This window comes from Xanthomonas translucens pv. cerealis (assembly GCF_006838285.1).
Taxonomy (GTDB): domain Bacteria; phylum Pseudomonadota; class Gammaproteobacteria; order Xanthomonadales; family Xanthomonadaceae; genus Xanthomonas_A; species Xanthomonas_A cerealis.
Window position 1 is genome coordinate 4,136,911 of record NZ_CP038228.1, and the last position, 15,489, is coordinate 4,152,399.

Here is a 15,489-nt window from a genome sequence, read left to right on the forward strand (position 1 = left end):
GTCCTCGAGCTGCCATGAACGATGCCTACCCGTCACAGCCCGAGGTCCCACAGCTACGCACCCTGCTGCTGACCGACCTGTGCGATTCGATGGCGCTGGTAGAGCGGCTCGGCGACGCCAACGCCGCCGAGCTGTTCAAACTGCACGACGCGCTGGTGCTGGAACTGCAGCAACGCTGGCGCGGGCGCCTGATCGACCGTTCCGACGGCCTGCTGCTGCTGTTCGAGCGGCCGATCGACGGCCTCGGTTTCGCCCTGGACTACAACCGCGGCCTGCACGCGCTGGGCACGCAGCGCAAACTGGAACTGAACGTGCGCGCCGGCCTGCACGTCGGCGAAGTGCTGACCTGGCGCAACAGCGATGCCGCGGTGCAGGTCGGCGCCAAACCGCTGGAAGTGGAGGGCCTGGCCAAACCGACCGCGGCGCGGCTGATGACCCTGGCACGTCCCGGGCAGATCCTGCTGTCGGCGGTGGCCGAGTCGCTGACCCACCGCGCCGCGCGCGAACTTGGCGAGCGCGGCGAGCGCCTGCTGTGGAAATCGCACGGCCGCTGGCGCTTCAAGGGCGTGCCGACGGTGCAGGAGATCTACGAAGTCGGCGAGATCGGCAACACCCCCCTGCGCGCGCCGAAACCGACGCCGAAGGCATGGCGGGACATCCCGCTGTGGCGGCGGCCGGCCGCGCTGGTGGCGGAGGCGACGCTGACCTTGGGGGCGGTCGCCGCGCTGCTGTTCTTCGGCCGGCCGGAGCCGGCCATCGCGTTCGCCGAGCGCGACTGGGTCGTGGTCGGCGACCTGCGCAACCTCACTGGCAACGCGATGCTCGATGCTTCGCTCGACCAAGCGTTCCGGATCAGCCTGGAGCAATCGCGCTACGTCAACCTGCTCAGCGACCTCAAGGTGCGCGACACCCTGGGCCGGATGAAGCGTAGTCCGGACAGCAAGCTCGATCGCGCGGTCGCCTCGGAGATCGCGCTGCGTGACGGCGCGCGCGCCGTGATCCTGCCGACCGTCGCCGAAGTGGGCGGCCGCATCCGCGTCACCGTGGAATTGGTCGACCCGGCGACGCAAGCGACCGTGCATACCGAATCGCAGACCGGACGCGGGCTGGAGTCGGTGCTGGCGTCGGTGGATACGGTCAGCGGCCAGTTGCGGCAGCAGCTCGGCGAAGCCATCCAGTCGGTCGAGCAGGCATCCAAGCCGTTGCCGCAGGTCACGACATCCAATCTGGATGCGTTGCGTTCCTACGCATTGGGTCTGGAGGCGACGGGGCAGGGCAACTGGACGCAAGCGGAACAGCATTTCCGCGTGGCGATCGAGCTTGATCCGCAGTTCGCGCTGGCCTACGTCGGCATCGCCCGGGTGCTTGCAGCGACCTCCGACCGCGCTGCGGCGATGCCGTATCTGCAGAAGGCACAGCAATACGCATCGCGTCTGCCGGCACGCGACCGGCTCTATCTTGCGGCATGGGCGGACGAACTCCAGGACAGTCCGGCCGCCTTGGCAGGATGGGAGCAGTTGCTGCGCTTGTATCCGGACAGCTTCGCCGCACACGGCAATGCGTTCTGGCATCTGTTCCAGGCCAATCGGTTCGCCGACGCATTGCCGCATGCCGTCGCCGCCGACACCGGGCAGGATCCGTATCGGTCGATCGCCACCGACGACATCGGCCGCATCTATCTGGTGCAGGGAAAGTTGCAGCAGGCCAAGACACAGTTCACCCGGATTGCGCTGCAGGACAAGAGCGGACCCGGCCGGCGCCTGGCCAATGTGCTGGCGCTGCAGGGCAAGTATGCCGAGGCCGAGGCGCGGCTGCGCGCCATTCCCAAGAGCGACTATGCGAACGATGACATGGTGCCGCGCCTGGACCTGATCGCGCTGAAGCTGGACCAGGGCAAATGGGACCAGGTCGCCGCCGAACTCGGCGATGCGATCAAGGCCAGTCGCTCGGCCAACGACTTCACCCAGGCACAGTTCGGCTTCGTGCAGTTGTCGGTCCTGGCGTTGACGTTGCCGCCCGGCAAGGTGTTGCCGCGGCTGCGGCAATGGCAGAACGTCCAGCTGCAGATGCAACAGAGGGTGCTTCCGGGCGAGCCATACGCGGCCGATCGCGCCGCGCTCATTCTCGCCTCCGCCTATCTGGCGCAACGGCTGGGCGACGACGCGCTGTCGGCGCGCACGCTGAAGGTTGCAGGCCCGTGGGCGCAGACATCGGCGGATCCGGCACTGGGCAAGTTGCTGCGGGTCGTGCAGGCGGGTCAGCTCCGCTTGCGCGGCGAGTATGCGCAGGCGCTCGCGTTGCTGGCACCCCGCGATGACGATCTGCTGCAGTCGCGGGTGGCGCTATACCTCACCTTGCAGGCGGCGGGGGAGCATCGGCAGGCGCTGGTGCAGGCGGATTGGATCGGCGAACACCGAGGCCTCGCCTATGGCGAAGCCTCGGTATCGCAGTCGCTGCAGGCCTTGAATGTCGCCGATACGCGCATGGCTTCACGTTGGGCGGCGCAAACCCTGTCGCAGATGGACAGGGTCCCGGATGCGCAGCGGCGAATCGAAGCGCTGTTCGCCGCATGGCCCAGCGCCGCGATGCCGGCTTACTTGAGAGAGACGGTCGAGGCGACCTTGCCGGCTTCGAAAGCGAAAATGACGTGATGGTTGCCGTCCACCGTCAGGTGGCTGACCAGTTCCTTGCGCGCCTTGGCGATTTCTTCTTTCGACGCCAGTTGCTGCGAGGTCATACAGTAGAACGGCGCGCCCTGCTTGGGCGGCTTCGGGTCCGCGGCCAGCGCCTGGTCGGCCGGCTTGTAGCCGAGACTGGCCAGGGCGGCGACCGGATTTTCCTGGAAGCTGGCGCGGAACGCGTCGTCGGTGCTCAGCAGCTCCAGCAGGCGGTCGGCGATGTCGGCAGGCAACGGATCGTGGCGGGCGGTATTCATTAGGCGTGTCATCTCGCAGGGAAGAGCGGTATTGGGCACGAGGCGTAAGGCGCAACCACTATATCCATCGGCATAATCGCCTACCAGTTGAATCGGTCTTTCCGCATGCATGTGCGCCGCTGTTTCCATTTGTTCCTTGAGCCGCGCGAGGTCAGCCGCTTCGATATGGCCTCGTTGTTGGCAGGAGGCAACGGACTGCGGCGCGAGCGGCAATGGGTGGCCCTGGCGCCGCATCTGGAGCAGGAGCTGGAGGTCGATGCGCTGGAGCGCGAGCTGCTCGGCGCGCTCAGTGCGGGCGATTGGACCGATACGCAAGCATTGCCGTCGCATTGCACCGCCGCCGGCGCGCGCCTGCTCGAGGTCGGCCTGCTGCTGAGCGACGCCGACGATGCGCCGGGTGGCTTCGCCGAGCGCGATGCGACCATGCGCGAGGCCTATTGGTGGGGGCCGGCCGTGCTGGCGCACCGGTTCGGGCGCTGGCAAGGCAGCGACAGCGTCGTGGCGATGGAAGCCAATGGCCTGACCACCGCGGCGGGCCTGTGCGAGAAGCTCGGTCCACCGCCTGCTGAAGTGGGCGAGCGCGGCGCGGCAACCGCACGCCTGCCGCTGCCGCGCGCGCGCGCGGACGACTTCGATGCGCTGCTCGCGCGCCGCGCCACCTGCCGCAATTTCGATACCGCGCGGCCGTTGCCGCTGGTTGCATTCGCGCAGTTGATGCAGCGCGTGTTCGCGGCACGCGTCAGGGTCGAGGCCGACGGTGTCGCCGCATTCCTGAAAAAGAACGCGCCCTCCGGCGGCGGCTTGCACGCCACCGAGGCCTATCTGATCGTGCAGCGCGTGCACGGCCTCGCGCCGGGCGTGTATCACTATCACCCGGTCGATCACGCCTTGGAACCGTTGCCGGCCCCGGACATCGCGCTGGACGTGCTGGCACGGACCGCCGTGGCCGGTCAGCATTGGTTCGCCGATGCGCCGGTGCTGGTGGTGATGGCGCCGCGGTACGCGCGCATGTACTGGAAATATCGGCATCATCCCAAGGCCTATCGAGCCTTGCTGCTGGATATCGGGCACCTGTCGCAGTTGCTGTACTTGTGCGCGACGCAGGCGCAGTGGGGCGCGTTCGTGACCTCGGCGATCAACGAAGTGGACATCGAGCAGGCATTCGGCATGGACCCGTTACGCGAAGGGCCGCTGGTGGTCTGCGGCTTCGGTTGGCGGGCGCCTGCATTGACCACCGCGGAGTTCGATCCGGCCGGCGCGGTATGGCAGGCCAGCGTCTCCCGATCGCCCTGACGAGAGCGCGCGCTGGCATGAGGCATTTCCCATCAGAGCCAGCGAGCATGGCCGCCGCACTGGTGCTGCGCCCCTGCAGCTGCGGTTCCGTCCGCGGTTAGTCGCTGCCTGCGCTCAGTGCGCCTGACTGTGCGTCGCTGTGGTTGCGGCCACGATCGCTTCGTCGGATGCAGCCGGCTTGGTTGGCTTGCCGTTATGTTCGAGCAGGTCCAAACGCTTGCCGCCAGGCAACCGGTAGTCCAGTTGCTGCTCCAACGCATCGAGTGCCGCGACCTGCGTGCACAGCGCGTTGGCCCTTGCTTCCAGCGCCTTGCCACGCGCGTCCATGCGCCGCTCCATATCCTTCTCCATCGCGTCGGTGCGTTTCTCTATGTCGTCGGCGCGACCGGTGAACACCGCGAACATCACCCCGCGGGTCAGCGCGCCGGCCATTTCCTCGGCCGCGGCGCTGACGTCGGCCTCGAACGCCTTGTCGAACGGGTCCTTCTGCCATTGGCCCTTGCCCAGGGTGCGGTCCAGGTGGGCGAGGGCGGCGTCGCGGTGCCGCTCGATCTTGCGTGCCTTGCTGCGGCTGCCGGTGATCGCTTCGACTACACCGCCGAAGGCATCGAAGGTGATGCCGACCACTTCGCGGGCGACGCTGGCCACTTCGGGCATCAGCGCCTGCGCGCCCTGTTCCATCTGCCGCACGCGCTGCGCATCGGTATTGCTGAGCGGCTGGGCGAGGCCGTTCACCTGCAGGTGGCCCTCATGCAGGAACACGGTCTTCGGCGTGCCGGCACTGCGGGTCAGGGCGACGCCGGTCCGGTCGACGATGACGTCGTAGGGCGTGGAGAAACCGCATTGCTGCGAGGAGAGTTGCGGGCCGGCGGCGGCGCTGGCGGCGGCTCCGAGCAGGGAGAGCGTGCACATGGAGAGCAGCAGGCGCATGGCGGCGGTTCCTTTGGCGATGACCGCAGCATCGGTGCTGGGCCGCACCCTGTCGTCTGCGGGAAGTCAGGGTGCGGGAAGTCATGCCCGCACCGCGGCGCACCGGCATGCCCGCGTGGATCCAGCCCGGATCCTCAGGCATCTTCCAGTACTGGAGAAGCGGGCGTTGCGCCCCGGTGACGGGATCGCTGGGTAGGAACGGCAGCTGGGCGATGCGTCGGGTCATCTCGGTGCCGGGCGCCTGCCGGCAGCAGCAAGGCGTCGCCGGTCGCCAGCGTGGTGTCGGTGCCGCCTGGGCCGCCGATGACCAGCCGCGCGCTGCCGCTGGCCACGTCAAGCACCTCGTGCGCAGTGGAATGGTGGTGATAATCGTAGATGCCATCGCGCCACTGCGGTGGCCAGCCGTGGGCGGCGAAGCGGCGTTCGAAGCCGGCGGCATCGCCATCGCCTTCCTCCTGGCGGTACAGCAGGACCGGCAGGAACGGATGGTTGGGGACCCAGGCGTGCGGTGGCATCAGCCAGTGTTGCAGAGGCATCGGCGAATCCTCGCAGCCATGGTGCGCCGGGCAGCGTGCAGCCCGCTACGGGGCATGCTAACAAGGCCGCGTGGTCGTGGCGTCATGGCACGCTGCGGCGGCGTCAACAGCGTTGCGCTGCATTTGCTCCCGCATCGACCGGCACGGAAACACGAACGCCATTCGCTGACCTGCACACGGCAGCGCAGGCGCTGTCGCCAGCGCTGCCGCTGTGCGCCTCAATGCAGCGGTGCCGCGCCTGCGTCGGTACGATGATGCGTGCCCAGGTCCCCGACCATGGCCGCGCTGGCCGCATTCAGTCCGATCACCTGCACCTGCGCGCCATGGCGGCGGAACTTCAGTACCACCTTGTCCAGCGCGCCGATCGCGCTGATGTCCCACAGGTGCGCCTGCGACAGGTCGAGGGTGACCCGCGCCGGCGCGTGCGCATAGTCGAACGCGGCGGTGAAGCTGCCGGCCGAGGCGAAGAACAGCTGGCCGCCGATGCGGTAGGTGTGGCCGCCATCGGCGTCCTCGGTCTTGCCGATGTCCAGCATGCGTCCGACCTTGCGCGCGAAGAACAGCGCCGACAGCAGCACGCCGGTCAGCACGCCGCGCGCCAGGTCGTGGGTGGCCACGGTCACCACCACGGTGGCGAGCATCACCACGCTGGAGCTCTTCGGATGCGTGCGCAGCTGCGCCAGCGAGCGCCAGCTGAAGGTGCCGATCGAGACCATGATCATCACCGCCACCAGCGCGGCCATCGGGATCTGCCGCACCCACGGGCCGGCGAACACCACCAGCATCAGCAGCACGCTGCCGGCGACCAGCGCCGACAGGCGGCCGCGGCCGCCGGACTTCACGTTGATCACCGACTGCCCGATCATCGCGCAGCCGGCCATGCCGCCGATCAGCCCGCTGGCGATGTTGGCGGTGCCCTGGCCGATGCATTCGCGGTTCTTGCCGCTGGGGGTGTCGGTCATGTCGTCGACGATCTGCGCGGTCATCATCGATTCGAGCAGGCCGACCACCGCCATCGTCGCCGACACCGGGAACACGATCTTCAGCGTCTCCAACGTCCATGGCACGTCCGGCAGCAGGAACGTCGGCAGGCTGTTGGGCAACTGGCCCTTGTCGCCGACGGTGGGCACCGCGATGCCGAAATACAGCGCTATGCCTGTCAGCAGCACGATCGCCACCAGCGGCGGCGGCAATGCGAGCGTGCGCGTCCAGCGATGGCCGAGCAGCAGCGCGGCGGCACCGATCGCCGCCACCGCGTACAGCGCACGCGCATCGAGGCTGCCGGCGGTCAGCGCGGCGCCGAGCAGCAGCAGCCACAGGCCGAGTCCGGCAAAGGTGCGTTGCGCCAGCCACGGCAGGCCGTAGATCACCAGCAGGCCCAGCGCCACCAGCGGGTAGACCAGCGCGGGCACGCCGATCAGTTCCGGCAGCTGCGCCATGAAGATCAGGATCGCCAAGGCGTTGACGAAACCGGTGATCACCGAGCGCGACACGAAACGCATCAGCGCGCCGAGCTTGAGCAGGCCGGCACCGATCTGCAGCACGCCAGTCAGCAGCGTCGCCGCCAGCAGATACTGCAAGCCATGTTCCTTGACCAGGCCGACCATCAGCAGCGCCATCGCGCCGGTGGCGGCGGAGATCATGCCTGGCCGGCCGCCGACGCAGGCGATCACCACGCAGATGCAGAACGAGGCATACAGCCCGACCTTGGGATCGACTCCGGCGATGATGGAGAAGGCGATGGCTTCGGGGATCAGCGCCAGCGCCACGACCAAACCGGCGAGCACGTCGCCACGGATGTTGCCGAACCATTGCTGGCGCAGCGGGGGATAGAGATTCACGAGAAAAACGCTCCTGACGCCGCGCCCGTCGCGGGGCGGCGCTACACGAATGGAAAGCCAGAACACACCGGGCGTCCCGCAAGGGGACAGCGTGGAAAGCGCGGCGCGGGTGTCAGGGTGGCGTCATGTCGTGGCGTGGAGAGCTATTGAAGCGCGTGCGCGGCGATGCGCTGCGTGTCGCGCCAGTATAGAACATCGCGCCTACGCCGGTCTTGCGTTGCTTCGCACTTGTGCGTGCTGCGGGGGATGCAGCGCTGCAGGTCGGCATGCGGCCTAGTGGCGCGGAACAAGCTACTGTCCGATGCGGCTGCTCGCAGCCGATCGCCTGCCTGCCCAGGCCGAATCACCGAACGCGCCGTCCCACTGCCGGAGAGGCTGCGGCTCACAATCTCCTCACTATTTGCGCGCAGAATGTGGCAAGCAGATTGCGCGACGTGGAGCGCCAGCGAATGAACGACTTACGCATCGACCATGTCGACGCTGCCTTGTCCGCGCTGGACCAGGCCGATCCGCAACGCAAAGCGGCGTTGTGGCAGTGGGCGTATCTGGAAATGCTGCACGAGACCCTGAGCGCGATGCATCAGCTGTCGCACCGGGTCGGCGTGGCCGAGCTGGTCGCCGATGCCTGGCTGGCGCCGGTGGACGTGATCGCACCGGAGCAATCGTTCCTGGACCGTGCGACGCTGGCCGACCCGCGTGTGCAGGCCTTCGCGCTGGCGCTGGCCGAGGCGTCTTCGCGCCAGTCGCGTGCCGAGCTATGGCGCAGCGGCTATGCCAGCGCGGTGCAGGCCACGCTGCAGGGCATGCAGGCGCTGGCCGGCAAGCACCGGATCGATGCGCAGGTGGCTGCGCGCTGGTTGTCGGCCGGAGCCGACGCCCCAAAATCTGCAGTGCGGGCGTAGGCGGGTGGCCTACGGCACGTAGAGGGCCACCATGCCCGGCGGAGGCTGCATATCGGCGCCGCCGCGCCGCGCTGCCAGCCTCGTTGCCGCCGCGTCGCTGACGCGCCCGCCACGCTGCGTTCACCCATCCGCAACGCGGCGGCGGACAGCCTGGGCGTATGGCCGTCCCCTCCCGCCATTCCGCGCCGCCGTCCGCTTCGCCGCCGCGCCGTGCGCACCCGGCACTCGCCGCAGCAGCGGGTACCTCGGAAGCCGGCACCTGGTGGCGGCAACTGCGCGCCGCCGTGCCGCGCTGGCTACTCGCCGTGGCGGCGTTGCTTGTGCTGGGTCTGTTGCTGTACGGGTATGTTCGTGCTTGACCTGCTGTCCTCCTCGAACGGAGTTCCGCGCATGGCGCCATCTGCCGCACACGATCATGTCCGTCGCTGCAGCGTGCGCCTGCATCCGCCCGGCGGGCACGAGGCCGCGACGCATGCCTGGATCGCCGCCGAAGTGGCGCGGCTGATGCGCCTGCCGTTGCAGGATGCAGGCGCGGCACAGAACGGTTTCCATGTGCCGGACGACACCCTGACTGTCGCGCAGGCGCAGCAGCTGGGCGTGCGCATGGCGGCCGACCTGCTCGGTGGCGTGGTGCCGCATGCGTTCGTCGCCACCAAGGCGATCAGCCATCCGCTGGTCGATCCCGGCGCGGCTGCGCCGCAAGGTTGGAACCATGCGCTCGGCGGCGCACTGGGTGCGGCGACGGTACCCGGCTACACCGCCTTCTCGGCAGCCGACGCGCGCGTGGCCTATGCGCGCCTGTGCGGCGACGGCCAGGTGCGCTTGAAGTTGCCGCATGGCATCGCCGGGCAGGGCCAACTGTTGCTGCATGACGCACCCGCATTGGACGCCGCGCTGGACGCGTTGGCGGCGGCGGATCTGGCGCAGCAGGGCGTGGTGCTGGAGCGGCAACTGGACCGCTCGACGACCTTCAGCGTCGGCGAAGTGGACTGCGCTGGCATGACCATCGCCTATTACGGCACGCAATCGCCCACCGCGGACGGCGCCGGCCGCCAGACTTATGGTGGCTCGCAACTGTTCGTGATCCGCGGCACGCTGGATGCGCTGCTCGAACGCGCAGTGCCACCGCCGCAGCGCCAGGCGGTGCAGAAGGCGCGCCACTACGATCGCTGCGTCGCCGAAGCCTATCCCGGCTTCTACGCATCGCGCCGCAACTACGACGTGATCGACGGCATTACCCAGGACGGCACGCGCCTGTGCGGCGTACTCGAGCAGTCCTGGCGCATCGGCGGGGCGACGCCGGCTGAGTTGGCCGCGGTCGCTGCCTTCCAGCGCGAACCGGTGCTGCTCGCGGTGGTCGCGGCCACCGTCGAGCGCTACGGTGCAGTGGCGCTGCCGGCCGACGCCGAGGTCTACTACACGGGCGAGGATCCGCGCGTGGGCCGCCTGACCAAATACCGTTATGTGAGCGTTGCAGACTGAAAATGGAAACCAAACTCTCCAGCATCGATATCGCGGTGGACGGCGACGCCTTGAGCGGCACCTTGCTGACTCCGACCAACGGCATGCCCGGCGTGCTGTTCGTGCATGGCTGGGGCGGCAACCAGCATCACAATCTGGTGCGCGCGCGCGAAGCGGTCGGCCTGGGCTGCGTGTGCCTGACCTTCGACCTGCGCGGCCACGAAGGCATGGCGTCGATGCGCGAGACGGTGACGCGCGCGCAGAATCTGGACGACATCAAAGCGGCCTACGACCGGCTGGTGGATTGCCCGCAGGTGGACCCGGAATCGATCGCGGTGGTGGGCCTGAGCTACGGCGGCTATCTGGCCTCGCTGCTGACCCTGGAGCGGCCGGTGGAGTGGCTGGCGCTGCGTTCGCCGGCGCTTTACAAGGACGCGCAGTGGGACGGTCCGAAGGTGGCGTTGAACCGCGATCCGGACTTGATGCCGTATCGGCACCGCGTCATCGCGCCGGACGACAACGTCGCGCTGGCCGCGTGCCAGCGCTTCCGCGGCGATGTGCTGCTGGTCGAAGCCGAGCAGGACCTGATCGTGCCGGGCCAGGTGCTGAAGAACTATGCCGCCGCGTTCTCCAATGCGCGTTCGCTCACCGCGCGGGCGATCAAGGGCGCCGACCATGCGTTGAACCGCAAGGAGCACCAGTTCGAATACACCCGCTACCTGATCGACTGGCTCACCGAGATGGTGGTGGGGCGCCGCGTGGCGCTGGCCAAGAATGTGGTCGAGCGGCGCAAGCAGAGCCTCAAGCACACGCAGGGCGATGCGGCCACGTCGCCCGGCCAGGGTTCCAAGCAATTCCATGGCCAGATCGAGGCCAAGGAACGCACCTCCGAGGCCGTGCCGTCACGGTGAACCGCTGGCACGGCGCAATGGCTGTGTGTGATCAGGGCGCATCGCGCTGCAGTCGGCAGCGCGATGCCCTGTCCCGGATCTGCCGCGCCCGGCGTCAGTGACTGCGACCGGATTGCTGCAGACGGTGCCAGGCATGGCGTACCAGCCAGCGCGCTTCGTCCCACGGCACCGAAAGCGACGGTGCCAGGTGGTGATAGGACTCCTGCAGCACGCGGTACAGCTGCGCCTCGGTGGCGCGCGGATAGGCCAGATAGACGTCGTAGCCCATCTTCAGCAGCGAGGCGTAGTCGGAGAAACCATGGTGACCGAGGCGGCCATTGGCATGCGCCTGCCGCCAGTAGGCCATTTCGGCCTCCAGATCGACGGTGCGCCGAGCGTGGGCAGGACGAGCGAGAGCGGAAGCGGTCTGCATGGGTAGGATTCCTCTCGAAGCTACCCCCTGTCGCTGCGATCCTAGCGGATATTTCCCGCGTTTTGCGCCTGAACGACGCCGTCGCGCGCCGATCGCTGAACCGATCAGCGAGATGAGCGGACAGGCGTCCGGTCGCAGCCGACGCCATGCCGGGCTCGGCCTGCCGCGCGTGCCGATCGTCGAACAAGGCCGCCGCATATCCGACGCAACGTCGAACAGGCGGTACACGCCGCGCGTGCTGCCACGCTCGAAACGCCGGTTGCGATCCATCAGGCCGCGCTCGCTGACGCCATGTTGCTATCGAATGCAGTTTCCCGATTGCGGCTTCTTTCGAAACGGCAATTCCTGCGTCGAAGCGATTCCCGCCACCCACGTGGACGCGGCGCTTGCGCGCCTCGCGAGCAAAACTTCCCTGTTTTCGTGCAGCAACGGATTCGTCGATATCCGTTTCCAATTCTGGTGTTTTGGTTACTGTGGTCGGCTCCGCAGAGCAGGAAAATTCATCGGCAAATCGCCGGATTTTTCATTGCCCATGGCCGACCTGGCGCCATGCGCACTGTTAGGCTCACGGTGCGTCCTGCAGCCGCCAGTCACTTACGTTTCGGTCACTGGATGGAAGCTGCGATCAAGCCATTTTCCCCATGGAGCCATCGAAATGAAAATTCGTCTGTATGCGTCTCTCCTCGCCTTGCTGCTCGCGTTCCCCGCCGCCTCCGCGTTCGCGCAAACCGCGGTCACCGCCAATCCCAACCATCAGCAGCTGCTGCAGGGATCGGATGGCCGGACCACGGCGAACAAGCGCCTGGTCTACGACTTCTGGCGCATCGTGTTCGAAGCCGGGCACACCGAGTACGCGCCGATGTACATGGCCAAGGACTACATCCAGCACAATCCGAACGTTGCCGACGGCCGCGATGCGTTCCTGCAGTTCCTGACCGCGTTCGTCAAACCGCAGCCGATCAAGCCGCGCGTGCAACTGCCGCTGGTGGCGATCCTTGCCGAGGGCGACTACGTGACCCTGGTATCGGTAAGCACGCTGCCCGATCCCAAGGACCCCACCAAGACCTACACGACCACCTGGTTCGACATGTTCCGCATCCAGAACGGCAAGATCCAGGAGCATTGGGATCCTGCGACCAAGTGACCTAGACCGGGCGGGCCGCAGCGCTGCTGCGGCCCGCAGCGACGGCTCGGGCATGCCGGCAGGGCATGAGCAGGCTAGACTCGCAGACGCCGATCGCGGCCGCCGGTCGCGCGCGTCTCCCTCCCTAGCAGACATCGCCGCCATGCCGTTCATCGAGCTTCCGACGCATCACCTGCATTACCGCATCGACGGCAGCGATGGCCGTCCATGGCTGACCTTCTGCAATTCGCTCGGCACCGATCTGCACATGTGGGACGCGCAGATCGACGCGTTGGCACCGTACTACCGGGTGCTGCGCTACGACCGCCGCGGCCACGGCGCCTCGAGCGCCGCGCCGGGACCGTATCGGATCGAGGACCTGGCCGGCGATGTACTGGCATTGCTCGATGCGCTGTCGGTGGAGCGCACCCATTTCTGCGGCCTGTCGATCGGCGGGCTGACCGGGCTGTGGCTGGGCATCCACGCCGGCGCGCGCCTGCACACGCTCAGCGTGTGCGCGACCGCGGCCAGGATCGGCACCGAGGATGGCTGGCTGGCGCGCATCGCGCAGGTGCAGGCCGACGGACTGGCGCCGCTGCTCGCCGGCACCCGCGAGCGCTGGTTCACCCCGGCCTTCGTCGAGATGCAGCCGGCGACGGTGGAGGCGATCCTGGCGCGCTTGCTGAGCACCGATGCGCAGGCCTACACGGCCTGCTGCGCAGCCGTGGCCAGCGCCGACTTCCGTGGCGCTTTGGGCGAGATCGCCACGCCGCTGCTGGCGCTGGCCGGACACGACGATCCGGTCTGCCCGCCGGCCGATCTGCAGGCGATCGCCGCGCAGGCGGCGCGCGGCAGCTTCGCCCAGGTGCATGGCCGGCATCTGTGCAATGTGGAATCGCCGCACGCCTTCAACGACGCGCTGCTGCGTTTCCTGTTGCAATAGCCGGAGCGGCCGGGCTGCAGACACAGTCGCCGCTTGGTCGCGACCACGCAGCGCAGGCTCTCCAACCCCGAATCCCTAATCCCGGTGCTCATCAAGCTGCACTACCAGCTTGCCGAAGTTGCCGCCGCCGAGCATGTCGATGAAGGCCTGCGGCGCGTTCTCCAGACCGTGCACGACATGCTCGCGGTAGCGCACGCTGCCGTCGGCCAGCCATGCGCCCATCTCGCGCAGGAACTCGGGATAGAGCTTGACGAAATCGCCGACGATGAAGCCGCGCAGGGTCAGCCGCTGGCGCAGCACCTGGCCCATCAGCGCCGGCAGGCGATCCGGCCCGGGCGGCAAGTCGCCCTTGTTGTTGTAGGTGGCGATGGTGCCGCACACCGGCACCCGCGCGAAATCGTTGAGCAGCGGCAGCACCGCGTCGAAGACGTGGCCGCCGACGTTCTCGAAATAGACATCGATGCCGTCCGCCGCCGCGGCACGCAGTTGCTCGGCGAAATCCGCGGCGCGATGGTCCAGCGCCACGTCCACGCCGAGTTCCTCGCGCAGGTAGCGGCATTTGTCGGCGCCGCCGGCGATGGCGATGACCTTGGCGCCGCGCAACCTGGCGATCTGCGCCACGCTGGCGCCGACCGGGCCGGTAGCGGCGGCGACCGCCACGGTTTCGCCGCTCTGCGGCTTGCCGATCTCGTGCAGGCCGGCATAGGCGGTGAAACCGGGCATGCCGTACACGCCGAGCGCGGTACTCGGCGGCAGCGGCGACTGCGGATCGAGCTTGCGCCGCAGGCCGGCGCCATCGGCCACCAGATGCGTCTGCCAACCGCCGCTCTGCACCAGCACCAGGTCGCCGGGCTTGAGGTCGGGATGGTGCGATTCCAGCACTTCGGCGACGGTGCTGCCGACCATCACTTCGCCCAACTGCACTGGCGGCGCGTACGAGGGTACATCGCTCATGCGCCCGCGCATGTACGGATCCAGCGACAGCCAGCGGTTGCGCAGCAGCACCTGGCCGGGGCCGGGCACGGCCAGCGGCGCCTGTTCGATGCGGAAATTCTGTGCGGTCGGCGCGCCTTGCGGACGCGAGGCGAGGACCACGCGGGTGGTGTGAGAAGCGGTGCTCATACGGTTTCCTTGCTGGCAGAATCCAGTTGCGCGAGATCGTCGGCCGACAGCGCCAGGCGCGCGGCTGCCAGCAACTGCTGCAATTGCTCGATGCTGGTGGCGCTGGCAATCGGCGCGGCGATGCCGGGACGTGCGATCAGCCACGCCAGGGCGACCTGGGTCGGCGTGGCCGAATGCTTGCCGGCGATGTCGTCGAGTGCGGCCAGGATGCGCAGGCCGCGCGCGTTGAGATAACGCGCGATCACGCTGTCGCCGCGCGCCTGGCTCTTCGTCGCATCGGCGGGGCTGCGGTACTTGCCGCTGAGGAAGCCACGGGCCAGCGCGTAGTAACAGAGCGTGCCCAGGCCCTGCTCGCGCACCAGCGGTTCCAGGCCGTTTTCGTAGCCGCTGCGGTCGTACAGGTTGTACTCGGGCTGCAAGGTCTCGTAGCGCGGCAAACCATACTGCGCGGACACCTTCAACGCCTCGGCCAGGCGTTCGGCGCTGTAGTTGGAAGCGCCGATCGCGCGCACCTTGCCTTGCTCGATCAGTCGCCCGAACGCGGCCAGCGAGGCTTCCAGCGGCACCGACTCGTCGTCCTCGTGGGCCTGGTACAGATCGATCACGTCGGTCTGCAGGCGCTGCAGCGATTCGTCCACCGCCGCGGCGATATTGTCGGCGGACAGGCCCGGGCGTTCGGCCCATTTGCCGACCTTGGTCGCGATCAGCACCTTGTCGCGCTTGCCGCTGCGCTTGAGCCACTGGCCGATGATGGTTTCCGATTCGCCGCCGCGGTTGCCGGGTACCCAGGCCGCATATACGTCGGCGGTGTCGATCAGGTTGAAGCCGGCATCGACGAAGGCATCGAGCAAGGCGAAGGACGTCTTGGCGTCGGCGCTCCAGCCGAACACATTGCCGCCGAAGGCGAGCGGCGCCGCGTGCAGGCCGGAACGGCCGAGTTCGCGCGTGTGCAGCATGGGGAACGCTCCGCTGTGGGGAAGGGCGACAGGATAGTCGCCCGAGGTTTCGGTATCGCGGCGATGGTCGCGAAAACAGCGTTCCGTTTGTGTGATTCGCGCTAACGCGACGACAACATTCGGG

Annotated in this window: 15 protein-coding genes; 8 read left to right on the plus strand and 7 right to left on the minus strand. The window is 68.0% G+C overall.

Going from position 1 to position 15,489, the window contains the following annotated elements; translation table 11 throughout:
• Nucleotides 1–14: 14 nt before the first annotated feature.
• Nucleotides 15–2,651 (plus strand): putative peptide modification system cyclase, encoded by a 2,637-nt coding sequence (locus E4A48_RS18260; RefSeq protein ID WP_142742905.1) that lies wholly within the window; start codon nt 15–17, stop codon nt 2,649–2,651.
• Here the strand turns inward: E4A48_RS18260 and E4A48_RS18265 are convergent.
• Entirely contained in the window at nt 2,594–2,935 is a 342-nt protein-coding gene (locus E4A48_RS18265) for an NHLP-related RiPP peptide (protein WP_004425939.1), read from the minus strand. The genes E4A48_RS18260 and E4A48_RS18265 overlap by 58 nt on opposite strands.
• Nucleotides 2,936–3,040: 105 nt before the next feature.
• On the opposite strand from E4A48_RS18265, the gene E4A48_RS18270 reads away from it, so the two are divergent.
• Nucleotides 3,041–4,228, plus strand: a complete 1,188-nt coding sequence (locus E4A48_RS18270; RefSeq protein WP_039006352.1) for a putative peptide maturation dehydrogenase — start codon at nt 3,041–3,043, stop codon at nt 4,226–4,228.
• 114 nt (nt 4,229–4,342) lie between these two features.
• On the opposite strand, the gene E4A48_RS18275 is transcribed toward E4A48_RS18270, so the two are convergent.
• The 3 genes from E4A48_RS18275 to E4A48_RS18285 all read right to left on the minus strand — a co-directional run bounded on the left by E4A48_RS18275 (nt 4,343) and on the right by E4A48_RS18285 (nt 7,535).
• A complete protein-coding gene (locus E4A48_RS18275) occupies nt 4,343–5,158 on the minus strand; it encodes a DUF2884 family protein (RefSeq protein ID WP_058195890.1) in 816 nt (271 codons plus the stop codon).
• 134 nt (nt 5,159–5,292) lie between these two features.
• On the minus strand, nt 5,293–5,694 hold the full coding sequence (locus tag E4A48_RS18280) for a hypothetical protein (protein WP_260607995.1): 402 nt from the start codon (nt 5,692–5,694) through the stop codon (nt 5,293–5,295).
• Between the two features lie 218 nt (nt 5,695–5,912).
• Nucleotides 5,913–7,535: a SulP family inorganic anion transporter gene (locus E4A48_RS18285; RefSeq protein ID WP_142742906.1), complete on the minus strand. Its 1,623-nt coding sequence runs from the start codon at nt 7,533–7,535 to the stop codon at nt 5,913–5,915.
• A 449-nt stretch (nt 7,536–7,984) separates the two neighbouring features.
• On the opposite strand from E4A48_RS18285, the gene E4A48_RS18290 reads away from it, so the two are divergent.
• The 4 genes from E4A48_RS18290 to E4A48_RS18305 all read left to right on the plus strand — a co-directional run bounded on the left by E4A48_RS18290 (nt 7,985) and on the right by E4A48_RS18305 (nt 10,809).
• Nucleotides 7,985–8,437 (plus strand): hypothetical protein, encoded by a 453-nt coding sequence (locus tag E4A48_RS18290; RefSeq protein WP_052235022.1) that lies wholly within the window; start codon nt 7,985–7,987, stop codon nt 8,435–8,437.
• A gap of 158 nt (nt 8,438–8,595) precedes the next feature.
• Nucleotides 8,596–8,796, plus strand: coding sequence for a hypothetical protein (locus E4A48_RS18295; protein ID WP_080763405.1), 201 nt, complete (start codon nt 8,596–8,598; stop codon nt 8,794–8,796).
• A gap of 31 nt (nt 8,797–8,827) precedes the next feature.
• Nucleotides 8,828–9,919, plus strand: coding sequence for a DUF3182 family protein (locus E4A48_RS18300; protein WP_058195894.1), 1,092 nt, complete (start codon nt 8,828–8,830; stop codon nt 9,917–9,919).
• A gap of 2 nt (nt 9,920–9,921) precedes the next feature.
• Nucleotides 9,922–10,809 carry an alpha/beta hydrolase family protein gene (locus E4A48_RS18305; RefSeq protein WP_039006349.1) on the plus strand — a complete coding sequence of 296 codons (888 nt, stop codon included), beginning with the start codon at nt 9,922–9,924 and terminating at the stop codon, nt 10,807–10,809.
• 94 nt (nt 10,810–10,903) lie between these two features.
• On the opposite strand, the gene E4A48_RS18310 is transcribed toward E4A48_RS18305, so the two are convergent.
• On the minus strand, nt 10,904–11,221 hold the full coding sequence (locus E4A48_RS18310; RefSeq protein ID WP_039006348.1) for a hypothetical protein: 318 nt from the start codon (nt 11,219–11,221) through the stop codon (nt 10,904–10,906).
• A 655-nt stretch (nt 11,222–11,876) separates the two neighbouring features.
• Here E4A48_RS18310 and E4A48_RS18315 point away from each other — a divergent pair.
• Together E4A48_RS18315 and pcaD are read left to right on the plus strand one after the other, a co-directional pair.
• Complete coding sequence (locus E4A48_RS18315; protein ID WP_039006347.1) at nt 11,877–12,365, plus strand: nuclear transport factor 2 family protein; 489 nt, start codon at nt 11,877–11,879, stop codon at nt 12,363–12,365.
• Between the two features lie 142 nt (nt 12,366–12,507).
• Nucleotides 12,508–13,287, plus strand: a complete 780-nt coding sequence (gene pcaD, locus E4A48_RS18320; protein ID WP_039006344.1) for a 3-oxoadipate enol-lactonase — start codon at nt 12,508–12,510, stop codon at nt 13,285–13,287.
• 75 nt (nt 13,288–13,362) lie between these two features.
• Here the strand turns inward: pcaD and E4A48_RS18325 are convergent, their stop codons facing one another.
• Together E4A48_RS18325 and E4A48_RS18330 are read right to left on the minus strand one after the other, a co-directional pair.
• Complete coding sequence (locus tag E4A48_RS18325) at nt 13,363–14,409, minus strand: NADP-dependent oxidoreductase (protein ID WP_142742907.1); 1,047 nt, start codon at nt 14,407–14,409, stop codon at nt 13,363–13,365.
• The gene (locus tag E4A48_RS18330; RefSeq protein ID WP_058195893.1) at nt 14,406–15,365 is read right to left on the minus strand and encodes an aldo/keto reductase; all 960 of its coding nucleotides are present in this window, start codon (nt 15,363–15,365) and stop codon (nt 14,406–14,408) included. The genes E4A48_RS18325 and E4A48_RS18330 overlap by 4 nt, the downstream gene beginning before the upstream one ends.
• Nucleotides 15,366–15,489: the final 124 nt, after the last annotated feature.